Source organism: Microbulbifer flavimaris (assembly GCF_001641755.2).
Lineage (GTDB): Bacteria > Pseudomonadota > Gammaproteobacteria > Pseudomonadales > Cellvibrionaceae > Microbulbifer > Microbulbifer flavimaris.
This window is the reverse complement of sequence record NZ_LRFG02000001.1, coordinates 579,246-594,367: the sequence shown is the minus strand read 5'-3', so window position 1 is coordinate 594,367 and position 15,122 is coordinate 579,246. Positions and strand designations below refer to the sequence as shown.

Annotated in this window: 11 protein-coding genes; 6 read left to right on the top strand and 5 right to left on the bottom strand. The window is 58.0% G+C overall.

The genetic code is table 11. The features are described from left to right. Positions 1-142 precede the first annotated feature (142 nt). The 6 genes from AWR36_RS02720 to AWR36_RS02690 all read left to right on the top strand — a co-directional run bounded on the left by AWR36_RS02720 (position 143) and on the right by AWR36_RS02690 (position 10,112). Positions 143-2,488 (top strand): multiheme c-type cytochrome, encoded by a 2,346-nt coding sequence (locus tag AWR36_RS02720; protein WP_141398459.1) that lies wholly within the window; start codon positions 143-145, stop codon positions 2,486-2,488. Positions 2,489-2,664: 176 nt separating this feature from the next. Further along, positions 2,665-3,669 (top strand): AraC family transcriptional regulator, encoded by a 1,005-nt coding sequence (locus tag AWR36_RS02715; protein WP_067080532.1) that lies wholly within the window; start codon positions 2,665-2,667, stop codon positions 3,667-3,669. A gap of 164 nt (positions 3,670-3,833) precedes the next feature. Continuing rightward, positions 3,834-4,838, top strand: coding sequence for an AraC family transcriptional regulator (locus AWR36_RS02710; RefSeq protein ID WP_176491085.1), 1,005 nt, complete (start codon positions 3,834-3,836; stop codon positions 4,836-4,838). Between the two features lie 123 nt (positions 4,839-4,961). Then, positions 4,962-6,467 carry a flavin-containing monooxygenase gene (locus tag AWR36_RS02705; RefSeq protein ID WP_067080527.1) on the top strand — a complete coding sequence of 502 codons (1,506 nt, stop codon included), beginning with the start codon at positions 4,962-4,964 and terminating at the stop codon, positions 6,465-6,467. Positions 6,468-6,817: 350 nt separating this feature from the next. After that, a complete protein-coding gene (locus AWR36_RS02695) occupies positions 6,818-8,515 on the top strand; it encodes a BCCT family transporter (protein WP_067080522.1) in 1,698 nt (565 codons plus the stop codon). A gap of 82 nt (positions 8,516-8,597) precedes the next feature. Further along, positions 8,598-10,112, top strand: a complete 1,515-nt coding sequence (locus AWR36_RS02690; protein WP_067081828.1) for a phospholipase D family protein — start codon at positions 8,598-8,600, stop codon at positions 10,110-10,112. 58 nt (positions 10,113-10,170) lie between these two features. Here the strand turns inward: AWR36_RS02690 and AWR36_RS02685 are convergent, their stop codons facing one another. The 5 genes from AWR36_RS02685 to AWR36_RS02665 form a co-directional block, all read right to left on the bottom strand. Beyond that, a complete protein-coding gene (locus AWR36_RS02685) occupies positions 10,171-10,620 on the bottom strand; it encodes an OsmC family protein (protein ID WP_067080519.1) in 450 nt (149 codons plus the stop codon). Between the two features lie 42 nt (positions 10,621-10,662). Continuing rightward, the gene (locus AWR36_RS02680; protein ID WP_067080516.1) at positions 10,663-11,961 is read right to left on the bottom strand and encodes an OmpP1/FadL family transporter; all 1,299 of its coding nucleotides are present in this window, start codon (positions 11,959-11,961) and stop codon (positions 10,663-10,665) included. A 29-nt stretch (positions 11,962-11,990) separates the two neighbouring features. Further along, complete coding sequence (locus AWR36_RS02675) at positions 11,991-12,785, bottom strand: transporter (RefSeq protein ID WP_197409214.1); 795 nt, start codon at positions 12,783-12,785, stop codon at positions 11,991-11,993. Between the two features lie 197 nt (positions 12,786-12,982). After that, positions 12,983-14,140, bottom strand: a complete 1,158-nt coding sequence (locus AWR36_RS02670) for an acyl-CoA dehydrogenase family protein (protein WP_067080514.1) — start codon at positions 14,138-14,140, stop codon at positions 12,983-12,985. A 17-nt stretch (positions 14,141-14,157) separates the two neighbouring features. Beyond that, a complete protein-coding gene (locus AWR36_RS02665) occupies positions 14,158-15,081 on the bottom strand; it encodes a DMT family transporter (protein ID WP_067081822.1) in 924 nt (307 codons plus the stop codon). Between the last annotated feature and the right edge of the window lie 41 nt (positions 15,082-15,122).

Sequence of the window (15,122 nt, the reverse complement as noted above, 5' to 3'; positions counted from 1 at the left end):
ATGGCGCCAAAACCTCCATTCCCGGCAGAACAGCAACAGGGCGTAACCTATACTTACCATTCGCTAAAAATAAGCCAATCGACCCCCAGGCATAGCTCCGCTTACCCAGCGGTGCCGGTCTGGTCAAATACGCGGTCTCACAATGCTCAGTACCCAGCGTATTCTCATCCTGTTGCTCTGTTTCATCCTGCTCCCGAGCTGTGATCGAAACAGTCAGGCCCCAAGCAATGAAACGGCAGCAGCGTTATCAGCTGCCAGCGGTGCTCCATCGCAACCGCCTGTCGATGCAGGTCAGCTCGCATCGGTCGAGCCAGCAGCTAAACCAGCGCCCGAGTTTGTCGGTGCAAAAACCTGCGCTACCTGCCACCAGGGTGAATACGATCGCTGGCGAGACTCTCACCACGACCTGGCCATGCAGGTCGCCAGTGACAAAACCGTCCTGGGTAATTTTGAGGATACGCAGTTCGAATACTTCGGCACCACCTCGCGCTTTTTCACCAGAGATGACCGTTACTTTGTCCGCACCGATGGCCCCGACGGCCAGCTGCATGACTACCCCATCGCTTACACTTTTGGCGTCCACCCCCTGCAGCAGTACCTGGTGGAATTCCCCGGAGGCAGGCTGCAGGCTTTGAGCTTGGCCTGGGACAGCCGCGACAAGGCAGACGGAGGGCAGCGCTGGTTCCACCTCAACCCGGATGAGCACATCAAGGCCGGTGACGAACTGCACTGGACCGGGCTCAATTACAACTGGAACTTCATGTGCGCGGATTGTCATTCGACCAATCTGCAAAAAGGGTTCGATCTCACCAGTCAGACCTATGACACAACCTGGTCGGAGATGGACGTGGGCTGCGAGGCCTGCCACGGGCCCGGTTCCGATCATGTGGAATGGGCAAAATCCCCTACGCGCTCCTCTTCCACGCGCCCGCCGGATCTCGGTTTCCCTGTTTCCTACGCCAAGCGTAAGACCGCACTCTGGTCCATGGATCACGACACAGGAATCGCCCGGTTAGCAGCAGAGACAGAGACCCAGGCAGAGCTCGAGACCTGTGCCCAGTGCCACTCAAGGCGTGCCACGGCTTTCCCCGGGGCTAAAGCCGGTAGCGCCGTGCTGGATCACTTCAACCTGTCGCTACTGGATGCCGGGCTCTACCATGCCGATGGGCAGATCAACGATGAGGTCTTCGTTTACGGCTCTTTCCTGCAGAGCAAGATGCACGCTGCCGGGGTGACCTGCAGTAACTGCCACGATCCCCACAGCCTGGAATTACGGGTTGAGGGCAATGGGGTATGCGCTCAGTGTCATATGCCCGCTCGGTTTGACACCGCCGAGCATCACTTTCACCCGCCGGAATCCGCCGGTTCCCAGTGTGTCAGCTGCCATATGCCAGCCAAGACCTATATGCAGGTGGATGCAAGGCGGGACCACAGCTTCCGGATACCACGGCCGGACCTCTCCGACCGTCTGCAGTCACCAAATGCGTGCACCGGCTGCCACACTGACAAGCCGAACCAGTGGGCTGCCAGCGTACTGAAAGAAAAGTTTGGAAAGCCGTTTGAGCCGCATTTTGGAGAGGCGATCTTTGCCGGACGACACGGCCTGCCCGGCGCTGAAGCCCAGTTGATGGCCCTGATTGCCGATGACTCACAGCCGGCTATTGCCCGCGCCACGGCTGTCGGCCTGTTACCGCGCTACCTGTCTCAACAATCCGCACAGTTGCTCCAGGTGATCGCCCAGGGTGACGAAAAGCTGCTGAATCTTGGCCTGGCAAAATCAATACCCCTTGCCCCGGAGCAGATCCAGCCAGCCCTGGCCATCCCGCTGCTTTACGAGGGCAAGCGCGTCACCGAAGCCCTCGCAGCCAATGCCATCGTCTCTACGCCACCAGAGCGCCTGCCCGATCAGGTGCGGAAGCGATTCAACGATGCCGTCAGCAATTATCTGGCATCAGAGAAATTCAACAGCGATCGCCCTGAGTCATTAACCAACCTGGCATCTGTCCACCAGCAGAAAGGCAACCTCGAGCAGGCGGAGTTATTCTACCGACGCGCGCTAAGCATCGCGCCACACTTTACGCCTGCGTACGTAAACCTGGCAGAGCTGTACCGGTCAAACGGGCGCGAGCAGGATGCAGAGAGATTGTTATACACCGCCCTGGATCGCGTGACTGAGAAAGCGCTGGTCCAGCACTCACTGGGCTTGTCCCTTGTCCGCCAGCAGCGCAATGAAGAAGCACTGGAGTTTTTGAGACTGGCGGCAGAGAGTGACAGCAGCCCCGCCCACTTCATCTATGTGTATGCCATTGGCCAGCATTCCGCGGGAAGGACCGACGCGGCACTGGCCACGCTCGAGCAAGGCCTGCAGCGCTTCCCCCACGACCCCCAGATACTGTCTGCTCTTATCTCTCTCAACCGCGAGGTGGGCAACAGAACCAAGGCGGAACACTACGAGCGACGACTGCACTCCAATGCCTCCCGGCAATAGCCGGGCCACTTGACTCGGCTCCGGGGCGTTACACCACCCGAGAGCCGCAGCTCGCGGCAACAGCCGGCAAATACAGGGCTGCAGGCCAGTGACCCACCGGTTCACGTTGATTCTATACTTCACTAAGTGAATGAGCCGCTCGGCCACAACAGCCGCGGATTCCAATGGATAGTTGAATGGGCACACTGATCAAGACGTCTGCTCTCGCCGGCTACTACGAACTGGTGGAGACCCTGGGTGGTGATCCAGGCCACATTCTGCAGCAATGCCACCTGGCACCGGAAAAGATTGCGAACCTGGAGGGAGTGATCTCACACAGGGCGGAGATCTGTGCCATTGAAAGAGCCGCTGAAGCCCTGCAATGTCAGGATTTTGGCCTGCGCCTTGGGGAGCATCAAAGCATCAGCCTGCTCGGTCCCCTCGCGGCAGTTGCCCTCACCGCCACCACAGCCGGGGAGGCGATGGAGAAAATCATTGATTACCTGCACTGGTTTTCGCCGGGTACCACCCTGCGGCTGCAACAGGGCCCAACTCCGGGACAATCCCTGCTCAGCTTTGAGGTCAATTCCACCATGCCGCGCTACCGGCACTACTACGAGCAGGCTCTTGCCGTACTTCACAATATCCTCTCCCGGCTGACGGGCGATGACTTCCATGCGATCGAAGTCCGCTTCAGCTTCCAGTCCCCCCTGCCGCAAAGCCGCTATCAGCAGGTTTTCCACTGCCCGGCAAAGTTTCGCCAGGCCATGGATGCCCTGCTGCTGCATACCCGGGATCTGCATACGCCCGTGGCGAGAAACAGCAGCGACCTGCATGCGATATTGGATCAGTTCACTGAGGAGGTGCTGACAGATCATTCACTGAACCTCGGCTATCAGGTGGAGCACCTGATCGAGAGTCTGCTGCCGACTCACAACTGCAGCCTGGAGACTGTCTCACAGCAATTGGGTTTTACACCCCGCACCCTGCAGCGGCAGCTGGCCGCCCAGGGGCTGTCTTTTGAAAAGATGCAGGATGAAGCCCGGCGCTCTCTGGCCGATTCCTACCTGGCTGAGTATGAAATGCCGCTGGTGCAGGTTTCCGCCTTACTGGGCTACTCTGAACAGAGCACCTTCAGTCGCGCCTGCAAACGCTGGTACGGCTGCACACCCATGCAACGCCGCAAGCAATTGCTGCACTAACCCGTGAAACACCTGCCCGTAAAAACCCAATGGACAAGGGTTGCTGACCTGCCCGGAGAGGCCGGCCCAGGGCACTCAACTCTTATGCAATGCAATCCACCGGCAAACTGTTGGAGGTGTCAGGCAATGGTTTTTCTCCACGCGCAATACCAACCAATATTCCGATGGCCGCACTGATCAAGACAACGTCACTATCAGGTTACTGGGACCTGGTAGACGAACTTGGAGGCTCCCCTGAGGAATTGTTGCGGCAAAGCGCTCTGGAACCGGAGGCCGTCTCCAACCTCGAGGGCGTGATTTCCCATCGAGCGGAAATCATCGCGCTGGAGAACGCCACCCGAGAATTACATTGCAGGGATTTTGGCCTGAGGCTCGCGGAGCGGCAGGATTTGTATATCCTCGGGCCCGTTGCCGCTGTGGCACTGACGGCTTCATCGGTGGGTGATGCGCTAGAACGGATCAGCGAGCGCCTGCACTGGTTTTCACCAACTGCCAACCTGCGGGTACGGCGTGAAGTCAGCTCCGGAAAGTCACTGATCCTTTACCACAACGACCCCTCGCTGCCACGCTACCGTTCAGGGCTTGAGCACGCAGTTGGTGTCCTGAGAAATATCATGTACAGCCTGTGCGGAAAGGGTTTTCGGCCCGTGGAGGTTTACTTCAGTTTTCCCACTGCCATTCCCGCACAGCGTTACACCGACTTCTTCAAGGCGCCGGTCCTCTTCGAGCAGCAGCAGGATGGATTTCTGGTGAACAGCAGTGACCTGAACAAGCCCCTGAACCCGCCCAGCCAGGAATTACGTCGTTTGCTCAGGCGTTTCACCCGCGAGGTACTCGCAGACTACACCCTCGACCTGGGCACTCAGGTCGAGATAATAGTCGAGAACCTGTTGCCAACAAGGAACTGCAGCCTGAACACCATTGCTGCTCAGCTGGGTTTCAATCCGCGCACCTTGCAGCGGGAACTTGCCGCCGACAGTAAATCTTTTGAAAGGATTCTGGACAGCGTGCGGCAGCGCCTCGCCGATGATTTGCTCAGTAACCAGGAGATGCCCCTGATCCAGGTGGCGGCCCTGCTCGGCTACAGTGAGCAGAGCACCTTTAGCCGTGCCTGCAAGCGCTGGTTCGGTTGCTCCCCCCTTCAGCGGCGTAAGCAGCTGCGCCACTGACCTGACCAATCGGTCAGAACGAAATGGCGAGAAAGGTCGAAGTCGCTACTCCCCCGCTGAAAGATCCATTAAGGTATCCGTGACGATAAAACAACAATAGTGAAACGGAGTCCGCCCAATCCCATGAAACCGCAGCATTTCGATACCCTGATCATCGGTGCCGGCCTGTCGGGCATCGGTACCGCGTGCCACTTGCGCCAGAAAAGCCCCGAGCGTGAATTTGCGATTCTGGAACGGCGGGAGCGTATTGGTGGCACCTGGGACCTGTTCCGTTACCCGGGTATTCGTTCAGATTCCGACATGTTCAGTTTTGGCTTCAGCTTCCGGCCGTGGAACGGGCTGAAGGTACTCGCCGATGGTGAGTCCATTCGCAACTATATCGCCGATACGGCCAGCGAGTTTGACGTCACTCGGCATATTCACTTTGGCATCGACCTGCAGGAAGCGAACTGGGACAGCTCTCAGGGCCACTGGAAACTGCAGGGCATTCAGAACGGTAACCCCGTTACCTACACCTGTGACGTCCTCATTTCCTGTACCGGCTACTACGACTACAAACAGGGCTACCTGCCCGAGTTCAAGGGCACAGAGCAGTTCGGCGGCCAGATGATTCATCCGCAGCAGTGGCCGGATGACCTGGACTATGCGGGCAAGAAGGTCGTGGTCATTGGAAGCGGCGCAACAGCCGTTACCCTGGTCCCTGCCCTGACGGATAAAGCGGAGCATGTCACCATGCTGCAGCGTTCACCCACCTACGTATTATCGGTCCCCGCCGAGGATAAAGTTTCTGCCTTCCTGAAAAAATGGCTGCCGGAGCGCTGGGTTTACCGCATGGCGCGTAAGCGCAATATCAAGCTGCACCGCTGGATTTTCAAGGCAGCCAAACGCTGGCCCTCCCTCACCCGCAAACTGATGCTGCGGGGTGTCCACAAGGCCATGGGAGAAGATTTCGATATGCGCCACTTCTCCCCCGCCTACAAGCCCTGGGACCAGCGCCTCTGCGCCGTTCCGGATGGTGACCTTTTTGATGCAATCAAGAGCGGCAAGGCCTCGGTGGTCACTGCCGAGATCGAGACCTTCACCGAGCGGGGCGTACAGCTGAAGGACGGCACTGAGTTGGAAGCCGATATCGTGGTGGCGGCGACCGGCCTCAAAGTCCAGGTACTCGGGGGCATGGCGCTCAAGGTGGACAACCAGCCGGTTCCGATCAACCGTCGCCTCACTTACAAAGGCGTATTGATGGAGGGCGTGCCCAATATGGCCTGGGTCTTCGGTTACACCAACGCCGCGTGGACCCTCAAGGCCGACCTGTCAGCAGACTATATCGCCCGCCTTCTGAACCATATGAAAGCCACCAACCAGGGCGTCTTTATTCCCATCGACCGGGAGGGGTGCGCAGAGGAGGAGTCCGTGATGGCGGCACTCAAGTCCGGTTACGTCGCCCGCGCCGATCATTTGCTACCCCGACAGGGCAGCAAATACCCGTGGCGGCTGATGAATGACTACGAGAAAGATGCCAGGATTCTTCTCGAATCGCCGATCGATGACGGCATTCTGAATTTTTATCCGCACATCGCGAAACCGGTTCAATCGGTAAAGAAGCCGGCTGAGGAGAGCTGCAGTACTTAATCCGTCAGCACACCCTGTGGATTGCCTCCCTCCCGGGGCATAAGCAGAGCCCGGTGCGGCAGTATCGGGCCTCCCCCTCCCCGCCCCTCCTCGGAGGGCGTCACGGCGCCCTCGCCGGACCGTTCACGGAAAACGCTGACCCGGAGTTCAGTAGCGGCTGCGCTGGCGATGCACAACAGCCCCTGAGACTGCTGGCTCCCCCACCTAGATGGGATCTGGCGCATAATCGCTCCACTTGTCTATGCTGAATACATCGTACCCATCATGGGTTCTGCCATAGCCCGCGCTGGGTTTGCGCATGCGTGTATTGAGCATGTTGGGCCCCTAACGGGTTCTACCTGGAGGTTTCTGTGTCATCAGACGGCTGGAACGAGATCATCGACAAGCCGACATTCCTCGGCTCGCTGTTTTTGCTACTGGCGGTGACACTCCCCCTGGTATTTTTCCCTGAAGCCGGCGCCGCATGGGTTGCCAGCGCCAAGACTTTCGTCACCGACAAGCTCGGGGTTCTCTACCTCGCTCTCGGGGTCGGCGCCACGCTATTTGTGATATTCATCGTCTTCAGCGATATCGGCAATATCAAGCTGGGCACACCGGAAGAGTCACCGGAGTTCTCCACCATGTCCTGGGCGGCGATGCTGTTTTGTTCAGGTATTGGAGCCTCGATCCTGTACTGGTCGATGATTGAGTGGGCATATTATTACCAAACCCCGCCCTTCCAGGTGGAAGGTGGGACTGCCGAGGCAGTTCGCTGGGCTGCGGCCTATGGAATCTTCCACTGGGGCCCTATGGCATGGGCGATCTACCTGATTCCGGCCCTGCCAATTGCGTACTTTTACTATGTTCGCAACCACAGCGTGCTCAAGATCAGTGAGGCGCTGATGCCGGTACTGGGTGAAGAGCGTGCCCGTGGCCCGATTGGCAAGCTGGTCGATATCTTCTTTGTCTTTGGCATGCTTGGCGGTGGCGCCACGACTCTCGGGCTCGCAGCACCACTGATCAACCAGGGCGCCCATGAGCTTTTCGGCGTTCCCACCAACCTCACTACGCGTATCATCGTGCTGGCTGTCTGCACTGCACTGTTCGGCTACAGTGCTTACGTCGGCTTGAAGAACGGCATCCGCCTTCTTTCCAATATCAATATGTGGCTTGCCATCATTCTGCTGACTTTTATTTTTTTGGTCGGGCCGACACTATTCCTTCTCAATACCGGTCTTGATGCCATGGGCCGTGTTATGGACAACATTTTCCAAATGGCCACCTGGACGGAACCCCTGGCCCAATTCGAGCAGTTCCCGGACACTCACTTCCCCCAGGACTGGACCATCTTCTACTGGGCCTGGTGGCTGGTGTTTGCCCCCAGCGTGGGGCTTTTTATCGCGCGCATCTCCCGCGGCAGAACCATTCGGGCCATGGTTGGCGGTGCCATTTTTTTCGGCAGCATGGGCTGTTTTCTCTTTTTCATGATTCTCGGCAACTACGGTATCTACCTGCAGTTATCGGGTCAGGTGGATGTGGTGCAGATTCTCAACCAGCAGGACCCGACCACCGCAATATTCGCGATCCTGCAGACCCTGCCCCTGAGCACACTGGTTGTGCTGGTCTTCACCGTATTGGCTCTGATTTTCACCGCTACGACTTTCGATTCGATCTCTTACATCCTCGCGGCGGTGGTGCAGAAAGAGGTAGACGAGGAACCTGCACGCTGGAATCGCCTTTTCTGGGCCTTCGCCCTATCGATCATGCCGGTCACACTGATGTTCCTGGGCGGCCTTGAAACCCTGCAGACGGCCAGTGTCATCGGTGGGGTGCCCCTGTTGATCGTGGCTGTTTTACTGTGTGTATCGATTGTACGCGCAGCCAACTACGACCTGAGATATCAACCAGACTTTGAAGAGAAGGAGATCTATATCGAGGAGCTTCCCGAGGAAGACCCCTGGACCGAAGAGGGGAGCTGGGAGACACCGCCAATACAAGAACACGGCGTGGACCACAAAGACAAACCCCACAAGGAAGGGGACCCTCACAGTCATCCCTCTCGCCTGTGAACTTTGACCTGTGCGAGGTGGAAAGATGCCCCTGAAATCCATGCGTCCACCACCTGCGTTCTTGCTTTCCTCTACGTTGGTTATGCAAGCCTGTTCGGATAGCAACCGGTACGATTCGCGACAATGGGAGACCGCGGGGGCCCTGCCACCAGCAACGGATACCCCGCTGGCGAAGCTGGTCAAGACCCAGAGCCTGAATCAGCCTGCCGATAATTCCGGCTTTCACCTGGCCCATGACGGGGTGACGGCGCTGGCGGCACGGGCCGCTGTCATCGAGGAGGCGGAAGTATCTCTGGACGTCCAGTACTATATCTTCAGTGACGATATATCGGGACGCATGCTGACCGCAAAGCTCCTTGAAGCCGCAGAACGTGGTGTTCGGGTGCGCCTGCTGGTCGATGATATGGGAACCCGCATGAATAACGCCTGGCTCGGTGCGCTTGACCATCATGAGAATATCCAGGTGCGGATTTTCAACCCGCTCGAGGGAAAAAGCGGTGTCCGTCGCCGACTGGAGCAACTGCTTGATCTGGGCAGGATCAACCACAGGATGCACAACAAGCTTGTGGTGGCGGATGGCATTGTCATGATTACCGGGGGGCGCAATATCTCCGATGGCTATTTTTCCAATGCCGAAGTTGCGTTTCTGGATGTGGATACGATAGCCATCGGGCCAATTGTTTCCGATGCCTCCAACACGTTTGATAAGTATTGGAATCATTCCGTTTCTGTGCCGATCGACAAACTCGCCTTGACCGCCGAAGACAGCCACACGCTGTTGGAGCTGCAGCAGCGCCTGGCAGAAAAGAAAACTGAAGATGCGGGTTCCGAGCTACACAAGGCGGTCAGGAATTATGATTTTCTGGAGAAACTACTTGCGGGGAAGGTAAAGTTTTCCTGGGGTGGAGCGACTCTCTATGCCGACCCCCCGGAGAAGGCCACCAATCCCGATGATGTGCCAATTGAGGAGTATCCCGGATATCAACTTGCGCAAATCATCCGTCAGCTGAAGCAGAAGATTGAAATCAGTAATCCCTACCTGATACCCGGAGATCCGGGCATGAATATTTTCACCGAGCTGCTGGACCGGGGCATTCAAATCGGGGTTTTGACCAATGGCATCAGCTCTACAGACACTGCCATGGCCCATGGCGCCTACTCCCGCTACCGGAAACCCCTGCTTCGCGCCGGGGTACAGCTCTGGGAACTGAAACCCAGTGCAGAAAGGGAGGGCCGACTGCACTGGTTCAGCCACAAATCCCAGTCCACCCTGCATGCCAAGACTTTCGTCCTCGACGAGGACCGTGGCTTTGTCGGATCCATTAACCTCGACAGCCGTTCCATGCTGCTGAACACTGAGATTGGCGTCCTGATCAAAAACAGGGCAATCAACCAGCAACTGCACGACCTGTTTCAGGAGTGGACTTCTGCTGACAGCGCCTGGCAACTTAGCCTGGACGATGGTGGAGACATCGGCTGGCGCGCAGAGGACGAAAATGGCAAAGAGGTGGTAAAAGACAAAGACCCCAACAGCACGCTCTGGCAGCGTTTCCTGAGCGGTATCCTGGCCCACCTGCCGGTGGAGTCACAGATCTGAACACACCGGGTACCGACCAGAAAGATCCCTAAACAGCCCTCAAGGCTGGCTCCGACAACTATGATGCTGACGAGAGCCTGGATCGGACCTTGATCTCCGAAGTCAGTGTGCGGTGCACGGGGCAGCGATTGGCGATCTCCAGCAGCTTCGCGCGCTCTTCGCCGGTCAGCTCTCCCTCGAGTGTGATTTCACGGACGATCTCATCGATCTTGCCCTTCTCTGTTTCACAGTCTGCACAGTCGTCCGCGTGCACCTTCTGGTGTGACAAGATAATACGCACCCGTTCCAGCGCAATCTTCTTGCGATCCGCATACATACGGATAGTCATACTGGTACACGCACCAAGAGCCATCAGCACATACTCATAGGGCCCCGGCCCCCTGTTATCACCACCGTATTCCTCTGGTTCGTCAGCTACCAGTTGGTGCGGACCGGAGTGTAGGGTCTGGGTGAATTTTCCTTGCCCTGACTCTTCAACGGTTACAACTGTCGGAGTTCCACTCCCCATCTCTAAACTCCCAGTACACAGCCGAGTCGGCGATACATCACGCTACAATTCAAACTGTACTGACCCACCAAAAAAATGTAGCGCCGTGTCTTCATAGGTTCCCTGTAATCGTGGGCTGAATGGCGGCCTTCCCTGCTGCGCAATATCATTGTCTCCCTGCCAAACCAGCGTATATCCCAGGTCCAGGGTCAGACCGGGACACAATTCCTTACCCGCACCAAAGCCAAAGCGCCAGGAGGCCTCAGCTGTCGGTATATCCGCAGTGAGCGTACCGGTGTTAACCATGGCACTGTCATAAGCCACGCCGGCAGAAAGTGACCAGTCCCGTAAAAAACCGCTGCTGAATCCGTGACGGGCGCCAAGCGCAAAATGTCCCGTGTCACGATACCCCCTGTCAATCCGCAACGATGTCTGCTCCGGATTATCCAGCCTCAACGCCAAAGGACTGTAGGTCGACCATTCCTGCCATCCGAAATTTACATATAGTGTGGTCACTTGGGAGAGCTGCTGTTGCAGGCTCGCTGTATAAGTAGCAGGGACATTCATACCGATCTCGGTCCGCCGCCCGTCAAAGCGCTCCACGGCGATGTCAAAGAGCGGTCCAAAACTATCCAGCTTCATGCGGGCCTCAAAATCCAAATCGACCCGAGACGTGTAGGTTAAGCCGAGTGTTGTGGTGGGGACCGGACGATAGGTAACTCCCAGATTGCCGCCGTAACCAAAGTCCACATCACTATATTCGAGCCTGCCATCACCACCGAGAAGGCCGGCTCTGGGAGCAGACTTCCAGTTGAAATAACCCGCCATCAAATTCAACCCGACCCCGACTGAAAGACAGGGATGGATCTTCCAGCTCAGTGAGGGAATCAGGCTCATCGCCAATAAGTCCACCTCTTGTACAAAACGCCGGCCGACCCACTCGTCTTTGTAATCAAGCGCCCCACCGAAATTTCCGGCCATCGCCAGGCCCCACCCCAGCTTGTCAGTCAACCGCCCGGCAGCAAAGGCACCACCGCCGGGAAACCAGCCAATAGGGTCTCCCCCGTTGTTCCCCGGCACATTGCTCCCGTCTTCCCTCGAGAAATCCACGTCACCGTAGAGAAGCTGACCAGCGGCTCGTATCTCGGTATCGTCCCGCCAAACGGTTCCCGCCGGGTTTGTATAGGCGGTGGAGGCATCCTCCGGCATTGCAGCCCACCCAGCCCCCGCGGTTCCCAGGGTTGGAGTACCAATTTCCCACACCATCAAACCCCCAGCCTGTGCCAGCGGAGCGTTCATGATGGCACCAATGGCGACAGACAGCGACAGGCTGCTGCGCTTGAGGAGTTTTGCCGTTGCCATGCTCAGTTCCCTCTGATGAATCGTTGCCGCTAGTCTCCCGCAGGAAACAGCAGGATAAAGTTGAGGCGAAAGCCCATATTGTCTGCCCCGGTATCGGGACTGTCCGCGTAGTAACGCGGGCCGGCCTGGATCTGGTAAGTCTGCTGTCCAACCTGGAACAACTTGGCGACCAGAAAGGCCACCGGCGCATTCCACTGCTCATTTTCCCAGTCGTAAGTGGACTCAGCCTGCAGCGTGAAGGTCCACGCATCCGGAGTCGTGTACGCGAAAAACGGCTGCACAAATGTGCTGTTGATATCATCCCGGTTGTCGCTCCCGGCGAAAGACCAGATATGGTTCACCAGCCCACCGATGGTCCAGCCCCCGGTTTGTTTGAGTACTACTCCCGTGGGTCCTGCACCCCACTGTTCTGTACCCAGGTGGGGCTCGGTCGCAGTGGGGAGCAGAAAGGCAGGCCCGATTCCCCAGGTAATGCCGTTAACTGGCTCAGCCGGGGAAAAGAACAGACTCTGGGTCGTATCACCCAGACCGGTCTTCTCCGGCGCCTGCGGGAATACATCTTCCTGGTTAATGACCGGCACGATGGTGCGGCTGATCAGGTTCCAGTCTTCATTCAATGATACGGGTATGACCGGCTGGATATTCAGTGTGTAACGCCGCCCCTGGTCCAGCGGACCGATGTCATGGTCGAAGTTGCTCTGGAGAGGCACACTGATCAGGCTGGAGACCGGATTCGCGAGCTCTTTGGCGAGTTCGGCACTGCCCTGAGCAACGGCACTGGTGGCAAAGGCCAACATCAACAGCACGCCAAACATCCTGTACATCTGAAACTCCGTGTCGGGCGTGACTACGCCCACAAAATGCTGTGTAGCTTCAGTCTAGACGCAGGGAATGCTTCGCTGGCGGATAAAGGAAATTGACGCCGAGTTGGCCGCGAAACCAATCCGACAGTCACATGGCGCCCAGGGGGGGCGGGGAGCGCCCCCGTCAACCACTGTTGACGGGAGCCAGACAGAGGGGATTAGCGCATCCCATCCAGCAAGTGGCGGGCGATGATCAGGCGCTGGATCTCGCTGGTGCCCTCATAGATGGTGGTGATGCGTACATCGCGGGCCATGCGCTCCAGCGGGTAGTCGCGGGTGTAACCGGCGCCACCGTGCATCTGCAAAGCGGTGTAACAGGCTTCATTGGCTTTTTCCGAGGCATAAAGCTTGGCCATGGACGCGGCCGGGCCGAACGGCATCTCCGCATCTTTCTGCCACGCTGCCTGTAGCAGCAGCAGCCGCGCTGCTTCCATTTCTGTGTACTTGTCTGCCAGTTGCCACTGCAGCCCCTGGAACTTTGCCAGCGGCTGGCCAAATTGCTCACGTTCCTGAATAAACGCGCGGGCACAATCCAGCGCTTCCAAGCCAATGCCCAGGGCCAGGGAACCGATACCAATGCGGCCACCGGCCAGTTCACCGGCGGCGATGCGGAATCCGCGGTTTTCCTCACCCATCAGGTTTGCCGCAGGGACACGACAATTATCGAAAGAGACCTCGTTGGTGACGGAGGCCTTCTGCCCCATCTTCTCTTCCGCCTTGCCAATGACCAGGCCCGGCGTGCCGGCTTCTACCAGGAAGCAGGATATACCCTTCCCTTTCGGCGCCTCCGAATCGGTGACAGCCCAGACTACGAATATGCCTGCAAACTCGGCACTGGAGATGTAGAGCTTGCTGCCATTGAGTACGTATTCGTCACCTTCCTTCACAGCGCGAGTGCGCATGGCGGCGGCATCGGAACCGGAGCTGGGCTCGGTGAGGCAGAAAGAACCGGCGGGGTATTCGCCACTACAGATTTTGGGCAGGTATTTCGCTTTCTGCTCTTCACTGCCAACGGCCTGAATCACCTCGGCAACCATATTGGTCACGGACGTCGTGGTGGCGGTAGAGGCACAGCCGCGGGCCAGCTCGGTAATGGCGAGACTGAACGCGACGGTACCGGCACCGGTACCACCGAATTCCGGGTCGATATTGATCCCCATAAAACCGAGTTCGGCCAGTGCCTTGAGCTTTTCCAGTAACAACTCGCGGTTGCCGGTCTTGTCCAGTTCGGCCGCGGCCGGCTTCAGCTCGCTCTCGGCAAACTGGCGCGCGGCCTCCTGGATCATCTGTTGTTCTTCAGTCAGTGCGAAGTCCATACATCACCTCTGTATCTTTATCGTTGTACTGCGGTCGCGATTCGGTTGCGGAAAAGGCGGCGGAACAGGCCTTGCTGCACGGCCACGCCGGCCATGATCAGCACCAGGCCCACCGCGGTTGCCGGATGAATGGTCTCGCCTACAAGAAGTGCGATCAGCAGCAGCGAGATCGGCGGCGAGAGATAAATCAGGTTGCTGATCCGGGCGGTGTTATCGCAGGCGCGCAGAGCGCCCTGCCAGAGCAGGAAGGCGATGCCCATCTCAAACAGACCGACGTAAACGGCGCCCAGCCAGCCCTGCATCGGCGGCCACTGCCAATCACCCTGCCACGCGACAACGCCGAAAAGCCAGGGCAGGCCACACAGAAAGCTGAGCAGCAAGTTGACTGGCGCACTGCCGTGTACCCGCGTGTTGAGCAGCCAGTAGCTGGCCCAGATCAGCGTGCTAAAAAGCGCCAGGGCCACACCGGTTACGGAATCAAACTCCAGCCCAAAAGGATCGCCGCGTGTGACGATGACCAGCACGCCGCTATAGCAGATCAGGCCGGCAACAAGATCCACTCCCCTCAGGCGCTGCCCCAGCAGCGGCACCGAAAGCAACGCCAGCACGATACCCCAGGTGTAATTGAGGGGCTGCGCCTGTTGCGCCGGCAACAGGTCGTAGGCATTGAACAGGACCAGGTAATAGAGAAAGGGATTGCAGAAGCCAAGCGCCAGGTACCACAGGTAATCCTGCCGCCAGCGCTGCCGGAGTTCACCCCACAGGCGCCGGTGCGATACCACTGCCGCCATCAACAGAGCCGAAACCACAGCGGCAATCGTCACCAGCTGCAGCGGCGAGACAAACTGTAGCGACAGCTTGAACGCACTGGCCACAGTAGACCAGCAGAGCACCGCGGCGAGAGCGAGTATATAGGCTCTGCGGTTATCGCTGTTGGGCAAACCAGCCACCTCTTTCTTGGCAGACTTTCGCCGGGGTCTAG

What these genes read in the sequence shown, in the direction of transcription:
- AWR36_RS02720 (WP_141398459.1), top strand. Translation starts at nt 143, where the DNA reads ATGCTCAGTACCCAGCGTATTCTCATCCTGTTGCTCTGTTTCATCCTG.
- AWR36_RS02715 (WP_067080532.1), top strand. Translation starts at nt 2,665, where the DNA reads ATGGGCACACTGATCAAGACGTCTGCTCTCGCCGGCTACTACGAACTG.
- AWR36_RS02710 (WP_176491085.1), top strand. Translation starts at nt 3,834, where the DNA reads ATGGCCGCACTGATCAAGACAACGTCACTATCAGGTTACTGGGACCTG.
- AWR36_RS02705 (WP_067080527.1), top strand. Translation starts at nt 4,962, where the DNA reads ATGAAACCGCAGCATTTCGATACCCTGATCATCGGTGCCGGCCTGTCG.
- AWR36_RS02690 (WP_067081828.1), top strand. Translation starts at nt 8,598, where the DNA reads ATGCAAGCCTGTTCGGATAGCAACCGGTACGATTCGCGACAATGGGAG.
- AWR36_RS02685 (WP_067080519.1), bottom strand. Translation starts at nt 10,620, where the DNA reads ATGGGGAGTGGAACTCCGACAGTTGTAACCGTTGAAGAGTCAGGGCAA.
- AWR36_RS02680 (WP_067080516.1), bottom strand. Translation starts at nt 11,961, where the DNA reads ATGGCAACGGCAAAACTCCTCAAGCGCAGCAGCCTGTCGCTGTCTGTC.
- AWR36_RS02675 (WP_197409214.1), bottom strand. Translation starts at nt 12,785, where the DNA reads ATGTACAGGATGTTTGGCGTGCTGTTGATGTTGGCCTTTGCCACCAGT.
- AWR36_RS02670 (WP_067080514.1), bottom strand. Translation starts at nt 14,140, where the DNA reads ATGGACTTCGCACTGACTGAAGAACAACAGATGATCCAGGAGGCCGCG.